We start from the raw sequence: 21,741 nt of genomic DNA on the forward strand, positions 1-21,741 counted from the left end.
CATTAAAAGAACAACACCATATGTTCATCATCACTATACACACCATTCATTTTTATAGCTCTCTTTTCAATCCCATACGTTTTAAAGCCCATTAATTCATACAATTTTTTTGCTGGTTCGTTTGTGGACACAACACCTAATGTTAATTGTTCCAAGTTCAGTTCTCTTGCTCTTTCAATTGCCTTACGTATTAACTCACGTGCAAAACCACTTCTTCGATTGTCAGCATCTACATACATCGCAACGATATGACCTTTATGTTTATACGCCTCTTTCTCTTCTGTTAGTAAAGTGACAACTCCAACTAATTGATAATCCTCATTAAAAGCACCAAATGTACAGCTAGTAGTAGCTGTTAAATTACTTTCCACTCGTTTAATAGGATTTTCCTGACGAATCGCCTCTTCATAAGTTGTTACAAATGCCTCTGGATTTATTTGTAATGCTTGTAAACGTAAATCCCAATATTTTTTCGCATCTTCTTTCGTAAGTAATCGAATCATATTTCTCCATCCCCTTTTAGTTAACATAATATTTTTATAAGCTACCATTTAAAGATTCGTATTCTTCTCTTAACATACTATAACGATAACGATGAATGAACTTCCCTTGACGTAATCGATCATTTCTCATTAATCCTTCACAAATAAAACCAGCCTTTTCATAACTCTTTCTAGCTTGAAAATTATCTTCATCTACACGTAGCCAAACTTTCTCTAATTCAAATTCAATGAATGCTAGATGTAACATACTATATAAACCTGCTAATCCATATCCTTTACCCCAATACTCTTTATCACCAATCGCGATTCCCAGTTCTGCATTTTTATTTGTTTTATCAAAGTTTTTAAGGTCTACCCATCCAATATGTATGCCGTTCTCTGTTACTATAGCTCTTTGTTCATAACCATTTTTTCGATTTATACATGCTTCAATCCACTTTTTCGTATCATCACGAGTGAACGATGGATATTGATCTGGTACAACTAAATGATTTGTCACTTCTTTATCTAATGACCATTGATATCGCTCTTCTACATCATCTAGTGTCAGTTCTCTTAATTGAACGTATGGTACATTCATTGCGTTATCCCCTTTTTATTTTCCTATAGAAAACCCTTCAAACATTCTTCCTCCGTACTGTTCTAGCGTTTTTTCTACAAAAGTAATTAATTTTCTTTTCTCTCCCGTTGTATAAAAATGATCGAACGCCGCTACAAATTGGTCTGCATATTGTTCATCATATTTTCTAAGTACCCTTATAAACCATTTTGAATTTCCAAGCCATTTACCATTTACTCTTAATACATATTCATGTAATAAATCAGCTAATAAATTCGCGATAAACAATTCTTCTTCTCTTTTTGATGCACCAATAAAATCGTCCAAAGTATCCGTAATAAAATACCGTTTCTGCTTCATCATTTCTTCCGTCCATTTAGCTGGCCCTTTATTTAGTAAATCATTTGCTTCACTTTTTAATTTCTCAACAATTTCATTTTCCCCTTTCAATACAATACCCTCTGAAACTAATTGTGGTAACGAAGGTCTCCCTCGGTCACAATCCATTTTAAAAAAGGTTTTACACGTTTCAAAATTATGTACAAAGACTTCAACAGGCCATCCATTACTATAGAAAGATTCTCTATAACAAGACGTTAAATTTTGATCAACTATAACAATGTCCAGATCAGATGTTTTTGTCGCTTCTCCTCGTACAACGCTTCCTCCCAGTAAAGCTACATCACAATTCGGAAATTGTGATGTAATTATGCTTTGTGCCGCTTCCATTGGTTTCATAACCGTTCCCCTTTTCTTATTTCACTTTCTTTTTTTCAGCTCTTTCTCTCGCTTTTTTTATATACGGCTCTGCGTCTGGTGTTTTGCATGATGTTGCCCCGTGATCAACTTGTACTTTTCCAATTTCACGTGCAATTACAATCGCCTTTCCCTCTAAGTCTTCATTACGAATTCCTATCGCGATTAAAGTACTATTCATCGCTTCTTTTTTTCTATTTTTTTCATTATGTATATTTGTTTTAACCTCTTCTAAATACGGAGAGAAGAAATCATCATGTAACGTTTTATTTTTAATCGCTATATTTGCTAATAAAGACCAGCCAGCTCTTCCAATCCATTCATCATCAGACTTTGTCCATTCTTCCATTCTTTCTATCGCGATTGGCGACGTACAAATAGCCGTCATCAAAACGTCCATTAAACAATAATAATCAACTTCCTGTACCCATTTATTAAGCTGTTCTGTCGTAACTTTCTTTGGATCTAAAATCATTGTTGCTAAAGTCATTGCATCCATATTTTTTGTTTTCCATAATGAAATTGCTAAATCATGATCTTTTTTTATCTTCTTTTTTAACAATTTTAAATTAGCAAAACTAACTCCGAATAGTGGTTCTTTCGCTCCGTGGTTTTTATACGTTTTACGATTTTGTTCTGTTCCATATTCCTCTAGTAGTTGCATTACTTCTTCAAGTAACATATGCCCACCTCTTTATCTTTTATGTTGACTTCATATATATATGTACGATATATTCTACATTACTTTTTGGTTTTCCTATATGTATTTTTTAAATACGGTATGTGAAATTTTATAGTTGCTATATATAACTAAAACAACCACGAAAAACCTGTACATTTTACATATACAGGTTTTCATTTCTTCAATTTCTCATATTGTAAGAAATAGAATATGATAGAACTTTTATTGGTCTGATTTTCTCTATATTTGTTGTAAGCTCTTTACATCTGACCACTCTTCTATAGACCCGGCGTCCGGAAAAACTGTAACTACATTAAAATTCGCACCTTTTTCTTTTCCAATTTGTTTAGCAGCTAATAAATTCGCTGCCGCAGACGTTCCTATTTTCATACCAGTTTCATTATAAAAACGTGCCATTTCATACAAGGTTTCTTCATATGAATATGTCCATTGTTTTTCTATCAAATTGTCTTCCTGTTCTATGAAATGTTGTTTCCTTCCTAGGCCGAATCCACCTGATCCTGCATATTTCTTTAAATCATTTGGTGGTTGTTCGGAACCATAAGACAATTCAGCAGGCATTACTAAATGTAGCTCAGCTTTTTTTGTATAATTCTTTACTACTTTATAGACCCCCATTAGAGTTCCACCAGTACCAGCAGATGCTACCCATGCGTGTATTGGCTTTCCATTCATTTGTGTAATAATTTCTCGTCCTGTTCCTTCTATATGACTTAATAGATTTGCATTATTATAATGTTGGAATAAAAAGTATAACTCTGGTTTTTGTTTGCTAATCTCAATTGTCTTTTCAATTACTGCATAAAAACCCATACATTTATCAACTAAAATCACATTAGCTCCATAATGTTTAAGTTCATTTAGTAGTGATTTACCAGTTCCAGAACTTAAAACTAACGTGCATTGAACTCCTAAACAATAACAAATATAGCCAATTGATCTCGCTAAGCTTCCACCGCTATACTCTAAAATAGGTTGTTTTTTGTCCGCTTCTTGTAAATATTTATTAATCATTCCAAGTGCGGCTCTATCCTTAATCGATCCTGTAGGGTTGTGCCATTCACATTTAGCATAAACAGAAAGATCCTTCGTTTCTTCGCATTCTAATTTAATGAGAGGTGTATTCCCAACATTTTTAGCGAACTCATTAAAATGCTTTAATGTCATACTTCTATTCCTCCTACATAAATCATATTTATTTTTAGCTAAAATACTTTCTACATTTTCATAACTCTCTTGGCTAAATCTTTTTATATAAAAATCCCTACAAATGCTGTAGGGATTTATGACTAAATCATTTTGTTACACTCCATTACATACGAAAAGAGCTTCTTTATTCAAATGCGTTCATAAGCACAATTCTCCAACCATCTGGATCCTCTATTGTGGTCCCTTTCTCTATCCAATACGGATTTTCTGGTTCCACCTCATGATAGCCCATATTACTTAATCGATTCACTATTTTTTCAATTTCATCTTTATTTGGCATATAAAATACTAATAAATTATCTTTTGTCGGTGCCGGACATGGACTTCCATTAACGTGCGTTGTAAACTCTAAATGATACTCGGCATCCGGTACTCCAAACATAACCCCATCATATCCTTCATGATTGTGAAATTCTCCTATACGCTTTAACCCTAATCCTGTCTCATAAAAACCTATAACTTCTTCAAATTTATCTGTTGGTCTTGCAATTCTAAATTGAACCCAATTCTTCATGCAAATCTCCTCCTTTTCATTTTCCAAAGCTTTATAGTAATTATTATAAGTTACATATATTTCCTTTCATATCCCTCATTAGTGTGAGAACTACCTAAGTTGAAAGACCTATTAGTTTATAAATAGTAGGACTTTAGTATTAAATTCATATAAAAGTAGTTATATAAATATTGAGATGAAATAAATAGTTCTTCCTTATATTTTATTACGTATGAAAAAGTTCTCCTTGCAGGGCCTTTATATACCGATCAGCAGATCTTTGTACAGCCTTATTCGCATCTTCCACCACACCATGAAATGCATTATATAGTCGACTAAACTGGATATCTTTTACTTTCTCTGCCATATCTCTAACTTTATTCGCTGGTAATGGGATGAGATTTGGATAACTATACATAAAACTTACCCATTTTTGATCGGAAACTACTTGTATAATATCACCTGATAACAAAATTCCTTTCCCTTCGTTACCTTCTTTCCAATGCATAACAGTCCCGCCCTTAAAATGGCCTCCTAAACGATGCAATGTAAGTTCTTCCGATAATATCAAATGTTCCCCAGACCAAAATTTAATTTGTTTACTCGGGCGAACTACCCACTCTTTATCATCTTCATGAATATAGATAGGTACATTGAATGTTTCCGCCCATTTTACTTGTGTAGAGTAATAATGTGGATGAGAAAGTGCTATTGCTTGAATACCACCTAAATCATATATACTCTTGATCGTTTTATGATCTAAATAGCTAATGCAATCCCACATAACATGTAGAGTTTTACTTTGTATTAAAAATGCTGTTTGTCCAATTGCAAATTTAGGTTTTGTAGTAATGCTATACAAACCATTTTCTTCTTTTATTATTTCATTTTTGTATAAATTGCTATTTTGCATAGTTTCTAATGTTGTCCATGACTGCCCAATTGGATTCACATATTGCCTTTCCTCATTGCAAATATTACAACGGGAAGGTGCTTCTTCATTTTCGGGATACTGTACTCCACATGTAGTGCAAATATAATTAACCATATTCCCACTCCCTTTTTAAATTTAATTGTTCTTATACCAATATTTTAATAGAAAACAAAAATATTCGAATCAATAATTGGAATGAAAATGAAGTAATACGAAAGTATGATTAGCCCCCTTCCTTTTAACACTTTAGTCTAATTTCTTAAATTTTTTATTTGCTGCTTCCAAGAAAATAGAATTTTTAATATATTAAAACTTTCTAATATACTTAACCCTTTAATCGTTAAAAGAAAGAGCACATCTTCATAAAATAAATGAAGCAATTGAAAGATTTTGTTACAACTTTATCACTATAATACTTACTAATACACATCAGGGGGATAGTAGATTTAAATTAAGGAGAGAGTATAATAAAAATTGTAATTATACTGTACGAAGTATGTAATACAGAAAGCAGTAGCAACATAAAGTTTGTTGATAAAACTATCGGGTGAATTTAATTTGATGATTGAAGAGTTTGTAAAGATAAATGAATATTGATTTCAAGCTTCATTTTAGGGGAAATAAACATCACAAACTACATGAATTAAAAAGTAGCCTTAAGACAAAATTTAAATCCATGAAATATTTAAATGCATATGCAATTTTATACAACCACTTTTTTTATAAAGTAAGAAAAGTGGTTGTATGTTTTAAAAAGTATTCTTTGTTACAAAATCACGTTACATATTTCATTAATCTAGACCTACTCATTTTCTTTTTTCTTCTTTTGTTCCTCAGATGGCTCTTCTGTTGGATCTGGTTCGTGTTCATCCTTTTTGTTTAACTCATTATTTTTTTCTTTAGCAGGATCTTGTTTTTCATTTTTTTCCTCCTGTCTTTGTTCAGAAGGTTCCTCCGTTGGATCTGGCTCCTTTTCGTCTTTTGGAGCTGGATTACAGCCAATTAATAATCCTACTGTAAATATGCTTGTCATAAATATTGAAAGCATTTTTTTATAATTCAATTAAAGCACCTCCTAAAATTAATATCCCTTGTATTGTTTCCAACTCATAATTAAAATTATCCAATTATTTGTGACGTTTCTTTCAAAATGACATCCCTTTAAAATCTTGCATATTTTCGAACAAACTTTTTTGCACTTGTAAAAAAGTTTTTTTGCAATTACCTCCCTATAATTGCTAATATAGTAGAGTAGAACTTTTATAGAAAGAAGGAAAATTATGCACAATGGAATTCGAATGACAACTTTAGTAAAAAGGGCTATGTTGATTTGCGCGGGGGTATTATTTACATACGAAGCGGCTTTAGGATCAGCACATATTGCTCTAGCAAGCACAGAGGATGAAGCAAAATCTGTTCAACTTGTAAGTGAAATTCAATCATCTCTTGCACCGAAAGAAGCTCCAAAACAATATAATGGGCAAGTTAGAAAAGTAGCTTACTTAACATTTGATGATGGTCCTGGAAAATACACAGCTGAGCTTTTAGATATGTTAAAGAAAGAAAATGCAAAAGCAACATTTTTCCTAATTGGTTCAAACGTAAAAGCTTTCCCTGACCTTGTAAAACGTGAAGATGCTGAAGGCCACTATGTTGGGATGCATAGTATGACTCATAACTACAAGAAACTTTACACAGAAGGTCGTTATGTAGATGAAATGAAGGAAGATCAAGGCTTAATCGCTGGTGTTCTAGGTAAATCACCAGTATTAACTCGTCCATCTTACGGCTCAATGCCAGGATTAAATGAAGCTCTTCGTAACAAAGTTGTTGAAAATGGGTTGAAAGTTTGGGATTGGACAATTGATTCTTTAGACTGGACATACAGCAAAATGCCTGTTGATGCTGCATCAGCTAAAATTGTACAAAACGTTGTAAATGGAGCTAACAAGCCAACAGAAGTAATTCTAATGCACGATATTCATCCACAATCCGTTAAAGCAGTACCAGGAATTATTAAAGGGCTGAAAGAAAAAGGATATGAATTAGAAAGTTATAGTGAGAACGAACACTTCCCATTAAACTTCTGGCACGATAATCGTATGTAATGAAAAAGACTCTATTTCCTCTAGTAGGTTATTGAGTCTTTTTTTATCGTTTTTGAAATTTCTTCTCGTATATTCGATTTCCCCCTCTTCCTTTATATCAATAGAAAATATAAATCACATTAATTTAGTAACATCACATGTTATTCTAAAAACGACTAGTACGAAATTAAAACATATATCAAAATACAGTAAGAAATTATAGATTGAATATACAAATTCAATCCTATTTTTTATATTATCAACACTTTAGCACATATTACTCTTAAGGAGTGATGTGTATATGGATTTTCTTTCAGCTGAATATTTGTCAGCCTTACTTGCCATCATTGTAATTGATTTAGTGTTAGCCGGTGATAATGCTATTGTAATTGGATTAGCAGCAAGACGATTACCGAAAGATCAACAAAAGAAAGTTATTATATGGGGAACTATCGGGGCAATCGCGATTAGAGCCCTCGCTACTTTAGTTGTCGTTTGGTTGTTAAAAATACCAGGGCTACTTCTAATTGGTGGTGTACTCCTTATATGGATCGCTTACAAATTAATTGCTGAAGGCAAAGATCATGACATTAAGGCAGAAGAAGGATTTTGGTCTGCTATTAAAACCATTATTATAGCTGATGCGTTAATGGGAATTGATAATGTTCTCGCTGTTGCCGGAGCTGCGCATGGCAATTTTTCTTTAGTCATCATCGGGCTATTAGTGTCCATTCCAGTAGTAGTATGGGGTAGTACATTAATTTTAAAATGGGTGGACCGATTCCCTGTCATCATTACAATTGGAGCAGCTGTTTTAGCTTATACTGCCGCGAAAATGATTGTAGATGAAAAATGGTTCGCTGGATTTTTCGAAAGTAATCCTTTCATAAAATGGGCATTTATCATTATTATCATTGCCGGTGTAGTATTCTTTGGAAAGATGAAACAAAAAACGAAAGATAATTCTATATAATGACAACGTTATATGTACAAACAAAAGCGCTACTCATAGGAGTAGCGCTCTTTAATATTTATTTCGTTTCCCCGTCTTCAGTCGTCTTTACCTTCGTTTTATTTTTATCACGATGGTTATAGTTATACTTTGAACGATCGACCGGTGTAAATCCTTCCGGTGTATAGAATCGTAATAAGTCACCGTTAACAACTTGGTCAGAGTATTTCAGTGATTTTTGAACCATTTGTTCATTTTGTTTTATTTCGTCTGTTAATTCTACAGATTCACCAGTAGCTGTATCATAGTATTTTCCATTCAGTGCAGTAACTGTTGGACTTACGAAGTTACCGTTACGGAATGGAACGACTTGTTTATGCTCTGGTGATAATAAATCTGATCCGAACTGGACATAATTTTTCGTATCTGTACCTAGTAAGTGTAATAGTGTCGGAAGAACATCAATTTCTCCGCCGTATTGATGTTGTACGCCACCCTTCATTCCTGGAACACGAATGATTAATGGTACACGTTGCAGTTGTGCATTTTCAAATGAGTTCATTTCTTTACCCATTATTTGAGACATTGCTGCGCCATGATTATCTGAAATACCGTAATGGTCACCGTACATAACGATAATTGAGTTATCGTATAAACCAGATTGTTTCAAGTAATCCATGAATCCTTTTACAGATTCATCTAAATAACGCGCTGTTTGGAAATACGTATCTACTGAAGAGTCACCTGTTTTAGCTGGTTCAATCGTCGCTTCCTCTTTATCAATTGGATAAGGGAAATGGTTCGATAACGTAATGAACTTCGTATAGAACGGTTGTTTCAATGTTTGTAATAACGGAATTGATTCATTAAAGAACGGTTTATCTTTTAATCCATAGTTTACTACATCTTTTTCATTCATATCATAGTATGACGCATCAAAGAATTTATTGAAACCAAATGATTTATAAATATCGTCACGGTTCCAGAACGTTTTGTAATTACCGTGGAATACAGCTGATGTGTATCCTTGTTGACCTAAAATAGCTGGTGCTGATTGATACGTGTTATGAGCTTTATTTGTAAAAACAGATCCTTGTGGTAATCCAAACATTGAGTTTTCTAACATGAACTCCGCATCAGATGTTTTACCTTGTCCTGTTTGATGGAAGAAGTTATCAAAGTATAACGTATTCGCATCTTTTGTAAATGAGTTTAAGAACGGTGTAACTTCTTGCCCATTTAATTTATAATCAATTAAAAAGTTTTGGAATGATTCTAAATGAATATAAATTACGTTCATTCCTTTTCCTTTACCAAAGTACTCAGGATTTGGACTTGCATATGTTGATGCAAGATAATTTCTAACCTCTGTCATATTATCTCCATCAGCTAACGCTCGTTCTGTTGATGCTTTCGCACTTTGAATGCCATCATAAATCGTATAGTTGTATGCCCCTAAATATTTCACAATATAATTACGGTCAAATGTTCTTGTTAATAATTCAGGACGATCGGATTCTGCAAGACCTAAATTAATGCTGAATAATAAAATACCTGCTACAAATACTAGTGATAATTTATGTTTCGCAACACGAATTGGTTTTGGACTTGCAAATTTTGTTGCGACTAAAGCAATTAAAATGATTGTATCTAAGAAATATAGTGGATCATAGACGTGTAGCAATGCAAAAATACTACCACCTAAATCTCCAAAGTTATTCGTTTGTGTTAATGTCGGGAACGTAATAAAGTCACTGAAAAAGCGATAATATACTACGTTTGCGTATAACAGTATAGACATTAACAAATTAATAACAATTAACCAAATGTAAGCACGTTTCCCCTTTGCGAATAATGCGAGCCCTAAAAATAAAACTGCTGAGCTTAACGGGTTGAAAAACAGTAAAAACTTTTGGATTGTGTTGGATATCCCTAAATTAAATTCTGTCACATATGCTGCGTATGTTTTTAACCAGAATAAAATAATGGCAAACACGAAAAATCCAAAGTGATTGCTTAACACTCGCTTACTCTTTAATAGTAATTGTTTCATCTCTCCACCTCTTTTGATCATCCAAGGCTTATTTTTTTATAAGTCTGTCTCTATTCAATTTTTATCTTCAAATAGATTTTGTTTGTTTAACTAAATGAAGAATATTAGTAATTATAATTTGAAGCTAGTATTTATTCAACTATTTCTTTCTAGACATTTTGACCTTGGTTTCTATTTAATAAAATAAATTTGTAACATTTTCTGTTTTCTCCCATGTCCCATCCACTAATTATGACACCACATACTATAAACTTTTATTCACTGCTTCGCAAATAAATATGTCTCCAGTTCTGGAACATTAATGTAATATAATGAATTTAACAATAGATAGCATTAGTTTTTTTGGTGTATATTACATCCCTTCATGAATTTCATAGTTTATTCATGCTGTAGCCATTTCTCTATATGCAACATCAAAATAACTTTCCACCGCTAAAGTTATTTCTGTATAATTATTCACAATTCATAAAAACAATGATTATAAAAAAACCTCGCTCTCATAAAGAGAGCGAGGTTTTTCATCATTTATTATTGACCTTTGTACATTGCATCTACTTGTTTTTGAAGTTCTTCATTTTCTAAGAACTCATCGTAAGTAGCCTCTTTATCAATTACACCGTTTGGCGTTACTTCGATAATGCGGTTTGCAATTGTTTGTACGAACTGATGGTCATGAGATGTGAATAACATTGTACCTTTGAATGCGATTAAACCGTTGTTTAATGCAGTGATAGACTCAAGGTCTAAGTGGTTCGTTGGATCATCAAGTGTGATTACGTTCGCACCACTTAACATCATTTTAGATAGCATACAACGAACTTTTTCGCCTCCAGATAATACAGAAACGTTCTTCTTAACTTCTTCACCTGAGAATAACATACGGCCTAAGAAACCACGTAAGAAGCTTTCTGACTCATCTTGTGGAGAGAATTGGCGTAACCAATCAACTAAGTTGGAGTCACTGTTCTCAAAGTATTTAGAGTTATCTCTTGGGAAGTAAGATTGAGATGTTGTAACGCCCCATTTGAATGAACCGCTATCTGGCTCCATTTCACCCATAAGGATTTTAAATAATGTTGTCATCGCAATATCGTTACGACCGATAAATGCAACTTTATCACCTTTATTTAAAGTGAAGTACACATTATCTAACACTTTTTCACCATCAATTGTTTTAGAAAGACCTTCAACAGTTAATAAGTCATTTCCTATTTCACGCTCAGGTGTAAAGCCAACAAATGGGTAACGACGTGACGATGGTCTAATATCATCTAATGTAATTTTATCTAATAATTTTTTACGAGAAGTTGCTTGTTTCGCTTTAGATGCGTTTGAGCTAAAGCGTGCAATGAAGTTTTGTAACTCTTTTACTTTCTCTTCTTTTTTCTTATTAGCATCTTGTGTTAATTTTAAAGCTAATTGGCTTGACTCATACCAGAAGTCATAGTTACCAACATAAAGTTGAATTTTACCGAAATCAAGATCAGCCATGTGCGTACAAACTTTATTTAAGAAGTGACGGTCATGGGATACAACGATTACTGTATTTTCAAAGTTCATTAAGAAGTTTTCTAACCATTGAATCGCTTTTAAGTCCAAGTGGTTGGTAGGCTCATCTAGTAATAGAATGTCAGGTTTACCAAATAATGCTTGAGCAAGTAATACTTTTACTTTCTCTGCACCAGTTAATTCTGACAATTTCTTATCATGAACATCTTCACCAATACCTAAACCTTTAAGAAGGATTGCAGCTTCTGATTCTGCTTCCCAACCGTTAAGCTCAGCGAACTCACCTTCAAGTTCAGCAGCACGCATACCATCTTCATCACTAAAGTCTTCTTTCATGTAAATGGCATTTTTCTCTTGCATTACTTTGTAAAGTTGCGTGTGACCCATAATTACTGTTTCTAATACTGGGAACTCTTCATATTCGAAGTGATTCTGTTTTAATACTGCTAGACGCTCACCTGGCGTAATATGTATATCACCTGTTGATTGTTCGATTTCACCAGATAAAATCTTTAGAAATGTTGATTTACCCGCACCGTTTGCTCCGATTAAACCGTAGCAGTTACCTGGCGTGAATTTTATGTTAACATCTTCAAATAATTTGCGATCCGCAAAACGCAAACTAACGTTACTTACTGTAATCATTTGTGTCCTCCTACTAATACCGCTTATTTCAGCGTTTTCTCACCGATTGTCTTAAAAAATCGCATATTACGACTCAATTATTGTAGACTATAGCTATTATATAGTAGAAGATGGATGAATAGCAACGGTTGATTGCTATTCATCCCTTTTCTACCTTGAATAAAAAGAAAGAAGACCTAGAAAAAGTTAAGAAATATTATGATGAATTAGGAAATTCTGCTCCTATGTTATTCTCTCATACACACGCAAAAGGCAATTTTCTTTTACAAATGAATGGAGATATGAAAGATGAAGAATTTGCAAAATATATAGACGTGATGGACAAGTTTATTAAATAAGAAAAATCCCCTTTTAAAAGGGGATTCTTTTATTTTCTTTTACTTAATTTCTTCGTATAATGCTTCATTTTACTCGTTAACCCTATTAATGCAGGTAACAATATTGGCATCACAATGATAGCTAATAGTAACAGTGCAACACCAACAACAGATGCTACTTGTATAAGTGTCAATACACCTGAAGGGATTAATGCAGCAAATGTACCACCTAAAATAAGTGCCGCTGATAATACGACTCCTCCTATGTGACGAGATGCATTTACAATTTTCGTTGCGGGGTCCCCTTCTAGCTCATTGTATCGCATCATTACAAAAATGCTATAATCCACACCTAAAGCGACAATCATAATAAAACTAAAGAATGGTACATTCCAGCTTAATGACTCTACATTTAGTAAGTGTGCACTAATTTGTTCACTTATGCCAAGTGATGCAAAATAAGCTAATATTAAAGATCCAATAATGAAGATTGTATTTAAAAATGACCGTGTAATAATGAGTAATACAATCGCAATTCCAATTAACATAATTGTAGCTGTACGTAAGAAATCTTGGCCTGTTACTTCTTTTAAATCAACATTTCTAGCTGTTGTGCCGCCGATTGCTTTTTTCACCGATTTTAATTCTGTACCATTTAACGTACCGTCTATCGTTTTATTAATTTCTTCAATGATTGGCATTGCTTCTTTTGAATACGGATTTACGTCTAAAATGATTGTCATTTTAGCAGTCTTTCTATCTTGTGACATGTACGTATTCAATGCTTTTTGGAAATCTTCCCCCTCTAAAACTTCTTTTGGTATATAAAATTTCGCAGAGCTTTTTGATTCATTTAGTTCTCCTAAATATTTTTGAGCATCTCCTAGTCCGTTACTTACCTTTTCAAGCCCTTCTGTACTTTTAGATAATCCTGATTGTAATTGCCCCATCTGTTCTTGCAAGTCTTTCAGCCCGGTTAATAACTGGCCTTGCCCATCATTTATTTTTGTTAATCCGGTTTGTAACTCAGATGACTTGTTCGCAATTTGTTTTGAGCCTGAAGCACCTTCATTTAATCCATTTTTAAGATCAGCTGCTCCTTTTTGTAACTTAGTAACTCCATCGCTCATTTCTTTTAAGCCGTTATCCACTTTCGATAACGATTGATTTGCTTCTTTAAATGAACCCATCGCCGCTTTATGTTGCGTTGCTAATTGGTTTAATTCATTTGAAAGCCCACCTAATTGCTTTTGAGCCTCTTTAGCGATCCCTATCGTTTGCAGTATGTTCGGATCATTTGCTAATTCTGGTTTCGTTTGAATGAAATTGGTCATTAATATGTCAATTTGTTCATAGCCTTTTTTCGCCCCATCAATCGCTTGAGAAATACTTCCGAAGTATTGATCGTAGGAACTTAAACCTTTTTCTAACTGCGAATAACCAGCATGAAGTTGTGACGTTGCATTAGATAGAACATTTATATTTTCATTTACTGAGGTTAATCCACTCTCAATTCGCTGCGCACCTTGTGCTCCGTTGTTTATACCACTTGAAAGTTGATTTAAAGCTGTTCCTAATGCTGTTACACCATTTTTCGCTTCCGTTGTTCCATCAATTAATTTTTGAACGTTTGCAAGACTATTTGAATCTTTACTACCCATTTTATCTTTTGCAGTAGTTAATCCATCATTAATTTCATTTATACCACCATTCGCATCTCCTAAACCTGTATTCAGTTCTCCCGCTTGTTTATTTATATATAGTTCTTTTATCCTTTCACCGTTTGGACGCGTCGGTGAATATACTTCTGAAACACCTTTCACTTTCAAAATCTTATCAGTTAGTTCGTCTAAAGTTTGCAGCGAACTCGCCTCATCTAACTTGTTATCTGATTGAATGACTAACGTACTTGGTGAAGAGAAACCAGGTGGAAAATGCTCTTCTATTACGTTAATCCCCATTTTCGACTCATATTTATTATCTACTTCAAATAAATCATTGTAATTTAATGTGTTAGAGTATTTCATTACGAAAGGAATCGATATCACAAATACGATGATTAAAGCTGCGAATGGTCTTACTACTGAGTTTTTCGCAAGAAATCCCCATAAACGACTATCCTCATGACCTTTAAATGTTTTAACTGGATAAAACATTCCTTTTCCTAAAAGCACCATAAAAAATGGATTTAACGTAGTTAATACGAGTAATAATACTGCGACACCAATTGCTACCGCTGAAGTAGATTGATATAATTTAAAACTCGCTAAAGCAAGAGATGCAAAACCAATTAGTACTGCTATCCCACTATATAAAACGGTTTTCCCTGCTGATTTAAACGTTTCTTTCGTAGCCAAAAATGAATTCTCTTGTTTACTTAATTCTTCTTTAAATCTTGTATATAATAAAATGTTATAGTCTGTTCCAACCCCAAACAGGACAACGACTACAAACACTTGTGTAAAGTTAGAAAACGGAAAATTAAATTGATCTACTAAATGGGCAATAATCCCCATTGAAACTAAATATGATACACCAACAGTAAGAAGGGAAACAATCGGAACAATTGGCGAACGAAATACAATGATTAATACAACTAGAATGAAAATGATAGAAATAACTTCTGTCTTCTTCACTCCCTCTTGAGAGGAAGTAAGAAAATCACCAGCTATTAAATCACTTCCTGTTAAGTACGTTTTTACCCCTTTCGTTTGCACTTTTTTATGAAGCCCATTTGCAACTTTTGATATTTCACCATTTTTTTTATCTACTGAGATTTGCGTTAAAATGGTCGTATTGTCTTTAGATATCAACTGTTTTTCCAAATCTTTATTATCTAAATGTGAAACAACTTCCTTAATTCCTAATTGCTCTTTTTCATTTTGTAAAGCATGGATTGTTTTTACGATTTCCTCTTTTTGCTCAGTTGTTAAAGCTGTTTTACTTCCACTATTAAAAACAGCTATAATTTCATACTTTTCAGTCCCGTCTTTATCCATCTCTTTTATCATCTTGTCAGCAATACTACTTTGTTCTGTATTAGGAATCGTAATGTGCCCTTTTTCTTTCACTAATTTATCCATATTAGGCATCGTTACGATCATTGCAATAGTAATAACTATCCATAATAGAAAAGATAAACTTCTCCAATTTTTCAGCTTACTCATTTTAATCATCTCCCATTTTGAAAATTAAAAGGGAATGAATATTCATTCCTATCCTTTTAAAAATACTTTATTCGGAATGAACGTTCATTCCTATCATTATATTACATTATTTTTTAAACTTTATTAAACTACCTTTTCCGGAATGAATGTTCATTCCTGTTGTTACACAAATATCCTCTCCTACTCTCATGTTTTAAATCTATTCAGGAATGAATATTCATTCCTATACTTATTAGCTATAGAATCAAATGATTCTAATAGCGTTCCAAGAACTTTCTTCCAATTCTTTTACTAATTCTTTTGAGTATTCTAATTGCCCTGTTGCAATTACCTTCGTTAGTTTTTCTAGCGGTTGATATACAATAATAATTAAAGCAACTGGAGGCAATGGACGAAGAAAACCTTTTGCGATTCCATCTTCAATAATATTCATAAAGAAGCCTATAAAATCTTCAAATATTTTCTTACTTTGTTCATCAAGAAAATAACTATCACAGTGAGAATTTGTAAATAAAAAAGCATCCACATTGTTTCTCGCAAATTCAAATAAACGGTTGTACGTATGACTAAACTGTTCACGAATATTTGCTTCAACAGGAAAATCCGTTTTTATCATTTCAGAAAGCTCTAACATACTTTTTGAAAATAATGAGTTAACAAGTGCCTCTTTATTTTCAAAATAGCGATAAATAGTACCCGCACCGACTTTTGCCTTTTCAGCAATCATTGGAATTGTCGTACCATCGTAACCACGCTCTGCGAAAAGTTTCATCGCAGCATCAAAAATATCCTCTTGTTTGTTTTTAGCCATTTTTTCCACCTCTATTTTCAGGAATGAAAATTCATTCCGTTTTTAATTATAAATTACATGGATTAAAAGTCAAGTGCGTGACCAGTATCGGTTCGGTTTTTAATCCCTTGTTTGTGAAAAAATTATATCAGCGATTTTCAAGATATATCGATTTACCGACAAAAACTGACAGTGTAATTTGAAGCCGTCCCAAAATTTTATTTGGGACAGCTCAATTTCCTATTTATAACTTAAAAGAAATCATAAATAAATGCTTTACGTACTGGAACTATATTCTCAAACGCTCGTATTTCCTCTTCACTTCCGCTAATTAATTCTAGTTCATTAAGTTGTAACGGACGTTTGTATCCAAACATTATTGTAGATAATGCATTTATATCTAGACTAATTCCTTTATCCTTTATTTCTTCTTCCATAATTGTTATTTCATGATTTGCAAGCCTCACTGTAACGTTATTCCACGGTGCAAATGAATCTGTAATATGTAAAATCACTTCTTGCTGTGCATTGTTCCAATTCAACTCATATTGTTTTAAGAACTGCTCCACATCTACAATTCTGCCCATAAAATATGGCTTTATTTCTGCTTTCACGCGTGGCTCTTGCAGTGTATATAATAACGGTTCGTTTTCAATTACTGTCATTTCAAGTTCTTTAATCATAGAATCATGCTGACAAATAAAGTTCCACAGACCATTTCGCGCTTCATTATGCAGTGGAACAAATTCTTCTACTGTCATTTTATAGTTTTCTATTTTATATAGCATGTAGCCAGCTGCCGTTTTATTTTTATCGTAATAAATCGCTAATGTTAAATCATCATAAACAGCTTGTAACCACCATTTTTCATCGCGAACTAGCATACCGGAAAAATGTTCTGCAAATGTTTCATAAATCTTTTCGACCTCTTCTGGGTGATTTTCTTTATTGAAACGTTTCACAGTACCATTTACTTGTTTTTTCATAACTAAATCACTCTTTGTCATATGACATACAAAGAGATTCGCACAAAGTTCCCAGCCGTATTTACGGTAAAATGAAACAGCAAATGGATGTAGCATTGATACTGTATATCCGTCATTTTTCATCGTTTGAAGTGAGTGTTGAAGTAATTCTTTTACATATCCGCTTCTTCTATACTCTGGATACGTCGCTACCCCTGCAACGCCTCCCATTTTAAATTTCTCTTTGCCTATGTATATATGAAACGGAATAAGATGCAGTTTTGCTGCTACATCTTCACCTTCCATAATACCGTATATTTCATGACTTTCTTTCATCTTTGTAAGTTGTTGCTGCAATCGTTCCCCATCAACTTTATATTGAAAAGCGTATTCCGATAAGCGTAATGCTTCTCTAAATCTATCTTCTTTTAATTGTATAACGTTCATCTATTTCTCCTCCATTCCCTGTTTGAATTGTACCATAATTCTCAATATTCTGGTGCGGTGAATGAAATTATATGGACTTAACGACACGAATCCAATATAAAAAGCAGATACATCCCGTATCTGCTTTTTATTACTTTATTTTGCTAACTTTTGAAGTTCTTCGAAGAATGTAGGATATGATACGCCTACTGCTTCTGCGTCTTCAATTGTTGTTTTTCCTTCTGCTAGACAGCCGGCAATTGCAAGCATCATTCCAATGCGGTGATCACCGTAACTATTTACTGTATTGCCTTTTAGTGCTGATTTCCCGTAAATAATCATGCCGTCATCAGTTGCTTCTATGCGAGCTCCTAGTTTCGTTAACTCCGCAACGACTGTATCGATACGGTTTGTTTCTTTTACTTTTAATTCGTGCGCATCTTTAATTACTGTAATTCCTTCTGCTTGCGTTGCCGCTAAGGCGATAACAGGAATTTCATCGATTAATCTTGGGATAATATCTCCGCCAATTTCGATTCCTTTTAATGAAGATGTTTCAATTGTAATATTTGCAGCTGGTTCTGATGCTCCTTCGTTAATTGGCTCTACAGTGAACGTAGCACCCATTTTCTCTAAAACATCAATAATCCCTGTACGAGTTGGATTCATCCCTACATTTTGTAATACTAGTTTACTATTTGGAATGGTTGCGCCCGCTACTAAGAAGAATGCTGCTGACGATACGTCACCTGGCACTTGAACGTCTGTTGCTGTTAACTTTTGTCCACCTGCAAGTTTCACTGTTTTTCCCTCACGAATTACTTTAACTCCAAAGGCTTCAAGCATTCTTTCCGTATGATCGCGTGAAATATGTGGTTCTGTAACAGCTGTTACACCTTCTGCTCGAAGTCCTGCAAGTAAAATAGCTGACTTTACTTGCGCACTTGCTACAGGTGAAGTGTATTCAATTGCTTTTAAATCTCCACCACGTATTGTTAACGGTGTAAACGTCCCTTCTTCGCGGCCATCAATGTTTGCACCCATTTGTTTTAATGGATTTGTAACACGTTTCATCGGTCTTTTTGCGATAGATGCATCACCTTGTACGCAAGAGAAAAATGGTGTATTTGCCAAAATTCCTGACATTAAACGTATTGTTGTACCAGAATTACCAACATCTAATACAGCTTTCGGTTCTTGTAAGCCTTCTAATCCTTTACCAACTACAGTGACTTCATCACCGTTTTGCACGATTTCTACTCCCATTTCTTTAAAGCAAGAAATTGTACTTAAACAGTCTGCACCGGGCAAGAAACCTTTAATCGTTGTTTTTCCTTCTGCAATCGCGCCGAACATGACAGCGCGGTGTGAAATGGATTTATCTCCTGGAATTGTAATAATACCATTTAATCCGTTATTAACAGGTTCTATTGTTCTTTCCTTCATGTTTTCACCTTCTCATTTAAATTGTTTCATAAGTTTGGTATTTTTCTTCTCCAAGCGCTAGCTTTGCTTTCATACGATCTTCTTCTCTTTGGAAGCTAATACGTAATACCCCAAGCAACCCTTCACGCGCTTCTAATATTTGCAAGTTCGTAATACTAATTTCTTCGCGTGCCAAAATACTCGTAATATGAGCCAATGCCCCTACTTTATCTAAAACATCGACGTATAAGTCGTGATAGGCAGGAATTGCCCCTCTCTTTCGTACTGGTAAAGAGTCACGGTATTCTTTCGCGTCTGCAAAATAGGTTTGAATCTCGCCTGCATCTCCAGTAGAAACTGTATCATATAAATCTTCCATTTCAGAGATCCACTCTTTTAATAATACCATTAAATGCTCGCGATTTTGCTTAACAATATCACTCCACATTTTTGGGCTACTAGATGCGATACGTGTAATGTCTTTAAACCCTCCCGCAGCTAGTTGATGAATGAGCGGATTATCTCCTGCATGTTTCTCCACTTGCTTTACTAATCCAGCTGCGATAAGATGCGGAAAATGACTAACGATCCCTGTTACATAATCATGTTCCTCTGTATTTAGAACGAGAAAATGAGATCCTGTTCCTTGTAACCAACGCTTTAGTTCTTCCACATGTTCATTTGGCACATGATTCATCGGCGTTAAAATATAAAATGCATTTTCAAATAGATGTGCTTTTGCACTTTCAACTCCCGTTTTATGAGAACCTGCCATCGGATGTCCACCAATGAAAGAAACTTCCTTTGAAAATAAAGCTTCCGCTTCATTCATGATCGTCCCTTTTGTACTACCAACATCTGTTACAATAACATCTTCCCGTAAATGAAATGACGCTAATTTGTGTAATAACTTCTTCGTTTCTTCAACTGGAGAAGCAAACACAATTAAATGTGCCTCTTCACATGCATGCTGTAAATCTACTGCTACTTCATCTACTACGTGTAATTCTTTTGCACGCTCTACTTGTTCTTGAAATATATCATAACCTGTTATCGTTACATCGTGCTCTTTCTTAATTGCTAATGCGAGAGAGCCTCCTATTAAACCTGTTCCAATTAATACTACCTTTTTACGCATTTGCCTCATCTCGAGACTTTCTTTTTTTATTTTCAAAGTGTTGTTTTAACACTGAAATCACTCCTTCATTTTGCTCCCTTGTTCCGACTGTAATACGGACACCATTCGGGAACGGACGTATAATAAACCCTGCGTGTGCACAAGCTTCATAAATCTCTCCAGCATTCTCAACTGGCAAGAAGATGAAATTGGTTTGCGATGGATAAAATGGAATTTCATTTTCCTTACAAAAGCTCTCGTATTTTTGTAATCCCTCTGTATTCACACGAACTATTTCTTCAATAAACTCATTATCACCAAAAGCAATCGTCGCTGCTTTTTGCGCTAATGAAGATACGTTAAATGGCAAACGTACGACATTTAATTTCTCGATTAACTCTTCTTGTCCAATCGCATATCCAACGCGGAAAGAAGCTAATCCGTACGCTTTAGAAAATGTTCTAAGTACAAGAATATTTTTATGTTTTTCTAAAAGCGGTAATGTCTCCGGGAAATCTTTTGCTGTTACGTATTCATAGTACGCTTCATCAATGACAATTAACGTATTTTCACTAATACCTTCAATAAATTGAGTCAAATTTCGATCATTCACATATGTGCCTGTCGGGTTGTTCGGATTACAAATCCATACGATTTTCGTATTATTATTTATTGCTGACGAAATTTCGTCTAAATCGTATACACCGTTATTTAAAGGGATTTCTTTCACTTCACAACCTTCAATAATTGCATGATGACGGTACTGCGGGAATGTTGCACCAGCCGTTACGATGTTATCTCCTGCTTTAAGTACTGCACGGCTTATTATTTGAATGACTTCGTCTAAACCACTACCGCAAAGTATTTGTTCCATTTGGACATGTAACTTATCTGCAATTGTTTGACGGAGCGTTGTAGCACCTCCGTCAGGATATAAAGCATGTTCCAACCACGATTTTTGCAACTCATCTAAAACACGTGGTGAACAGCCGAACGGATTTTCATTTGATGCTAATTTCACAAATGAATGATCTCCGTATACTTCTTTCATTTGTTCAGGTGATTTACCTGGTTTATATGGTTGTAATGATGATAGCTGATCTTTTACTTGCATGTTAAAACCACCTTTTT

At 34.1% G+C, this 21,741-nt stretch carries 18 protein-coding genes and 1 pseudogene; 3 read left to right on the forward strand and 16 right to left on the reverse strand.

Features of this window, described 5'->3' with window-relative positions; translation table 11 throughout:
- Positions 1 to 2 precede the first annotated feature (2 nt).
- The 8 genes from ILS93_RS02435 to ILS93_RS02470 form a co-directional block, all read right to left on the reverse strand.
- On the reverse strand, positions 3 to 503 hold the full coding sequence (locus ILS93_RS02435) for a GNAT family N-acetyltransferase (protein ID WP_064475594.1): 501 nt from the start codon (positions 501 to 503) through the stop codon (positions 3 to 5).
- Positions 504 to 537: 34 nt separating this feature from the next.
- A complete protein-coding gene (locus ILS93_RS02440; RefSeq protein WP_222659851.1) occupies positions 538 to 1,083 on the reverse strand; it encodes a GNAT family N-acetyltransferase in 546 nt (181 codons plus the stop codon).
- Between the two features lie 15 nt (positions 1,084 to 1,098).
- Positions 1,099 to 1,800: a nucleotidyltransferase domain-containing protein gene (locus tag ILS93_RS02445; RefSeq protein WP_154132153.1), complete on the reverse strand. Its 702-nt coding sequence runs from the start codon at positions 1,798 to 1,800 to the stop codon at positions 1,099 to 1,101.
- A 16-nt stretch (positions 1,801 to 1,816) separates the two neighbouring features.
- Complete coding sequence (locus ILS93_RS02450) at positions 1,817 to 2,500, reverse strand: DNA alkylation repair protein (protein ID WP_222659853.1); 684 nt, start codon at positions 2,498 to 2,500, stop codon at positions 1,817 to 1,819.
- Between the two features lie 240 nt (positions 2,501 to 2,740).
- Positions 2,741 to 3,688, reverse strand: a complete 948-nt coding sequence (locus tag ILS93_RS02455) for a PLP-dependent cysteine synthase family protein (protein WP_222659855.1) — start codon at positions 3,686 to 3,688, stop codon at positions 2,741 to 2,743.
- Between the two features lie 166 nt (positions 3,689 to 3,854).
- On the reverse strand, positions 3,855 to 4,244 hold the full coding sequence (locus ILS93_RS02460; protein WP_064475599.1) for a VOC family protein: 390 nt from the start codon (positions 4,242 to 4,244) through the stop codon (positions 3,855 to 3,857).
- Between the two features lie 205 nt (positions 4,245 to 4,449).
- Positions 4,450 to 5,271 carry an MBL fold metallo-hydrolase gene (locus ILS93_RS02465; RefSeq protein ID WP_222659857.1) on the reverse strand — a complete coding sequence of 274 codons (822 nt, stop codon included), beginning with the start codon at positions 5,269 to 5,271 and terminating at the stop codon, positions 4,450 to 4,452.
- Positions 5,272 to 5,959: 688 nt separating this feature from the next.
- A complete protein-coding gene (locus ILS93_RS02470) occupies positions 5,960 to 6,220 on the reverse strand; it encodes a hypothetical protein (RefSeq protein ID WP_222659859.1) in 261 nt (86 codons plus the stop codon).
- Between the two features lie 217 nt (positions 6,221 to 6,437).
- Here ILS93_RS02470 and ILS93_RS02475 point away from each other — a divergent pair, with 217 nt between their 5' ends.
- Positions 6,438 to 7,265 carry a peptidoglycan-N-acetylglucosamine deacetylase gene (locus tag ILS93_RS02475; protein ID WP_064475601.1) on the forward strand — a complete coding sequence of 276 codons (828 nt, stop codon included), beginning with the start codon at positions 6,438 to 6,440 and terminating at the stop codon, positions 7,263 to 7,265.
- Between the two features lie 280 nt (positions 7,266 to 7,545).
- Positions 7,546 to 8,217: a TerC family protein gene (locus ILS93_RS02480; protein WP_075307552.1), complete on the forward strand. Its 672-nt coding sequence runs from the start codon at positions 7,546 to 7,548 to the stop codon at positions 8,215 to 8,217.
- 58 nt (positions 8,218 to 8,275) lie between these two features.
- On the opposite strand, the gene ltaS is transcribed toward ILS93_RS02480, so the two are convergent.
- Positions 8,276 to 10,249 (reverse strand): lipoteichoic acid synthase, encoded by a 1,974-nt coding sequence (gene ltaS, locus ILS93_RS02485; protein ID WP_098101519.1) that lies wholly within the window; start codon positions 10,247 to 10,249, stop codon positions 8,276 to 8,278.
- A 528-nt stretch (positions 10,250 to 10,777) separates the two neighbouring features.
- Positions 10,778 to 12,403, reverse strand: a complete 1,626-nt coding sequence (locus ILS93_RS02490) for an ABC-F family ATP-binding cassette domain-containing protein (RefSeq protein WP_000633871.1) — start codon at positions 12,401 to 12,403, stop codon at positions 10,778 to 10,780.
- Between the two features lie 164 nt (positions 12,404 to 12,567).
- Between ILS93_RS02490 and ILS93_RS02495 the strand changes: the two are divergent.
- A pseudogene (locus ILS93_RS02495) lies at positions 12,568 to 12,741 on the forward strand (stress protein); the annotation flags it as partial.
- Between the two features lie 29 nt (positions 12,742 to 12,770).
- Here ILS93_RS02495 and ILS93_RS02500 read toward each other — a convergent pair.
- From ILS93_RS02500 to hisC, 6 genes are all read right to left on the reverse strand, one after another.
- Positions 12,771 to 15,887 carry an MMPL family transporter gene (locus ILS93_RS02500; protein WP_222659861.1) on the reverse strand — a complete coding sequence of 1,039 codons (3,117 nt, stop codon included), beginning with the start codon at positions 15,885 to 15,887 and terminating at the stop codon, positions 12,771 to 12,773.
- 244 nt (positions 15,888 to 16,131) lie between these two features.
- A complete protein-coding gene (locus ILS93_RS02505; protein ID WP_001107298.1) occupies positions 16,132 to 16,698 on the reverse strand; it encodes a TetR/AcrR family transcriptional regulator in 567 nt (188 codons plus the stop codon).
- Positions 16,699 to 16,928: 230 nt separating this feature from the next.
- Positions 16,929 to 18,089 (reverse strand): GNAT family N-acetyltransferase, encoded by a 1,161-nt coding sequence (locus tag ILS93_RS02510; protein WP_222659863.1) that lies wholly within the window; start codon positions 18,087 to 18,089, stop codon positions 16,929 to 16,931.
- 135 nt (positions 18,090 to 18,224) lie between these two features.
- Entirely contained in the window at positions 18,225 to 19,514 is a 1,290-nt protein-coding gene (aroA, locus tag ILS93_RS02515) for a 3-phosphoshikimate 1-carboxyvinyltransferase (RefSeq protein WP_000664596.1), read from the reverse strand.
- Between the two features lie 16 nt (positions 19,515 to 19,530).
- Positions 19,531 to 20,631: a prephenate dehydrogenase gene (tyrA, locus tag ILS93_RS02520; RefSeq protein ID WP_001228147.1), complete on the reverse strand. Its 1,101-nt coding sequence runs from the start codon at positions 20,629 to 20,631 to the stop codon at positions 19,531 to 19,533.
- A complete protein-coding gene (gene hisC, locus ILS93_RS02525; protein ID WP_222659866.1) occupies positions 20,624 to 21,724 on the reverse strand; it encodes a histidinol-phosphate transaminase in 1,101 nt (366 codons plus the stop codon). The genes tyrA and hisC overlap by 8 nt, the downstream gene beginning before the upstream one ends.
- Positions 21,725 to 21,741: the final 17 nt, after the last annotated feature.

The organism is Bacillus sp. 16GRE42, assembly GCF_019837435.1.
GTDB lineage: Bacteria > Bacillota > Bacilli > Bacillales > Bacillaceae_G > Bacillus_A > Bacillus_A wiedmannii.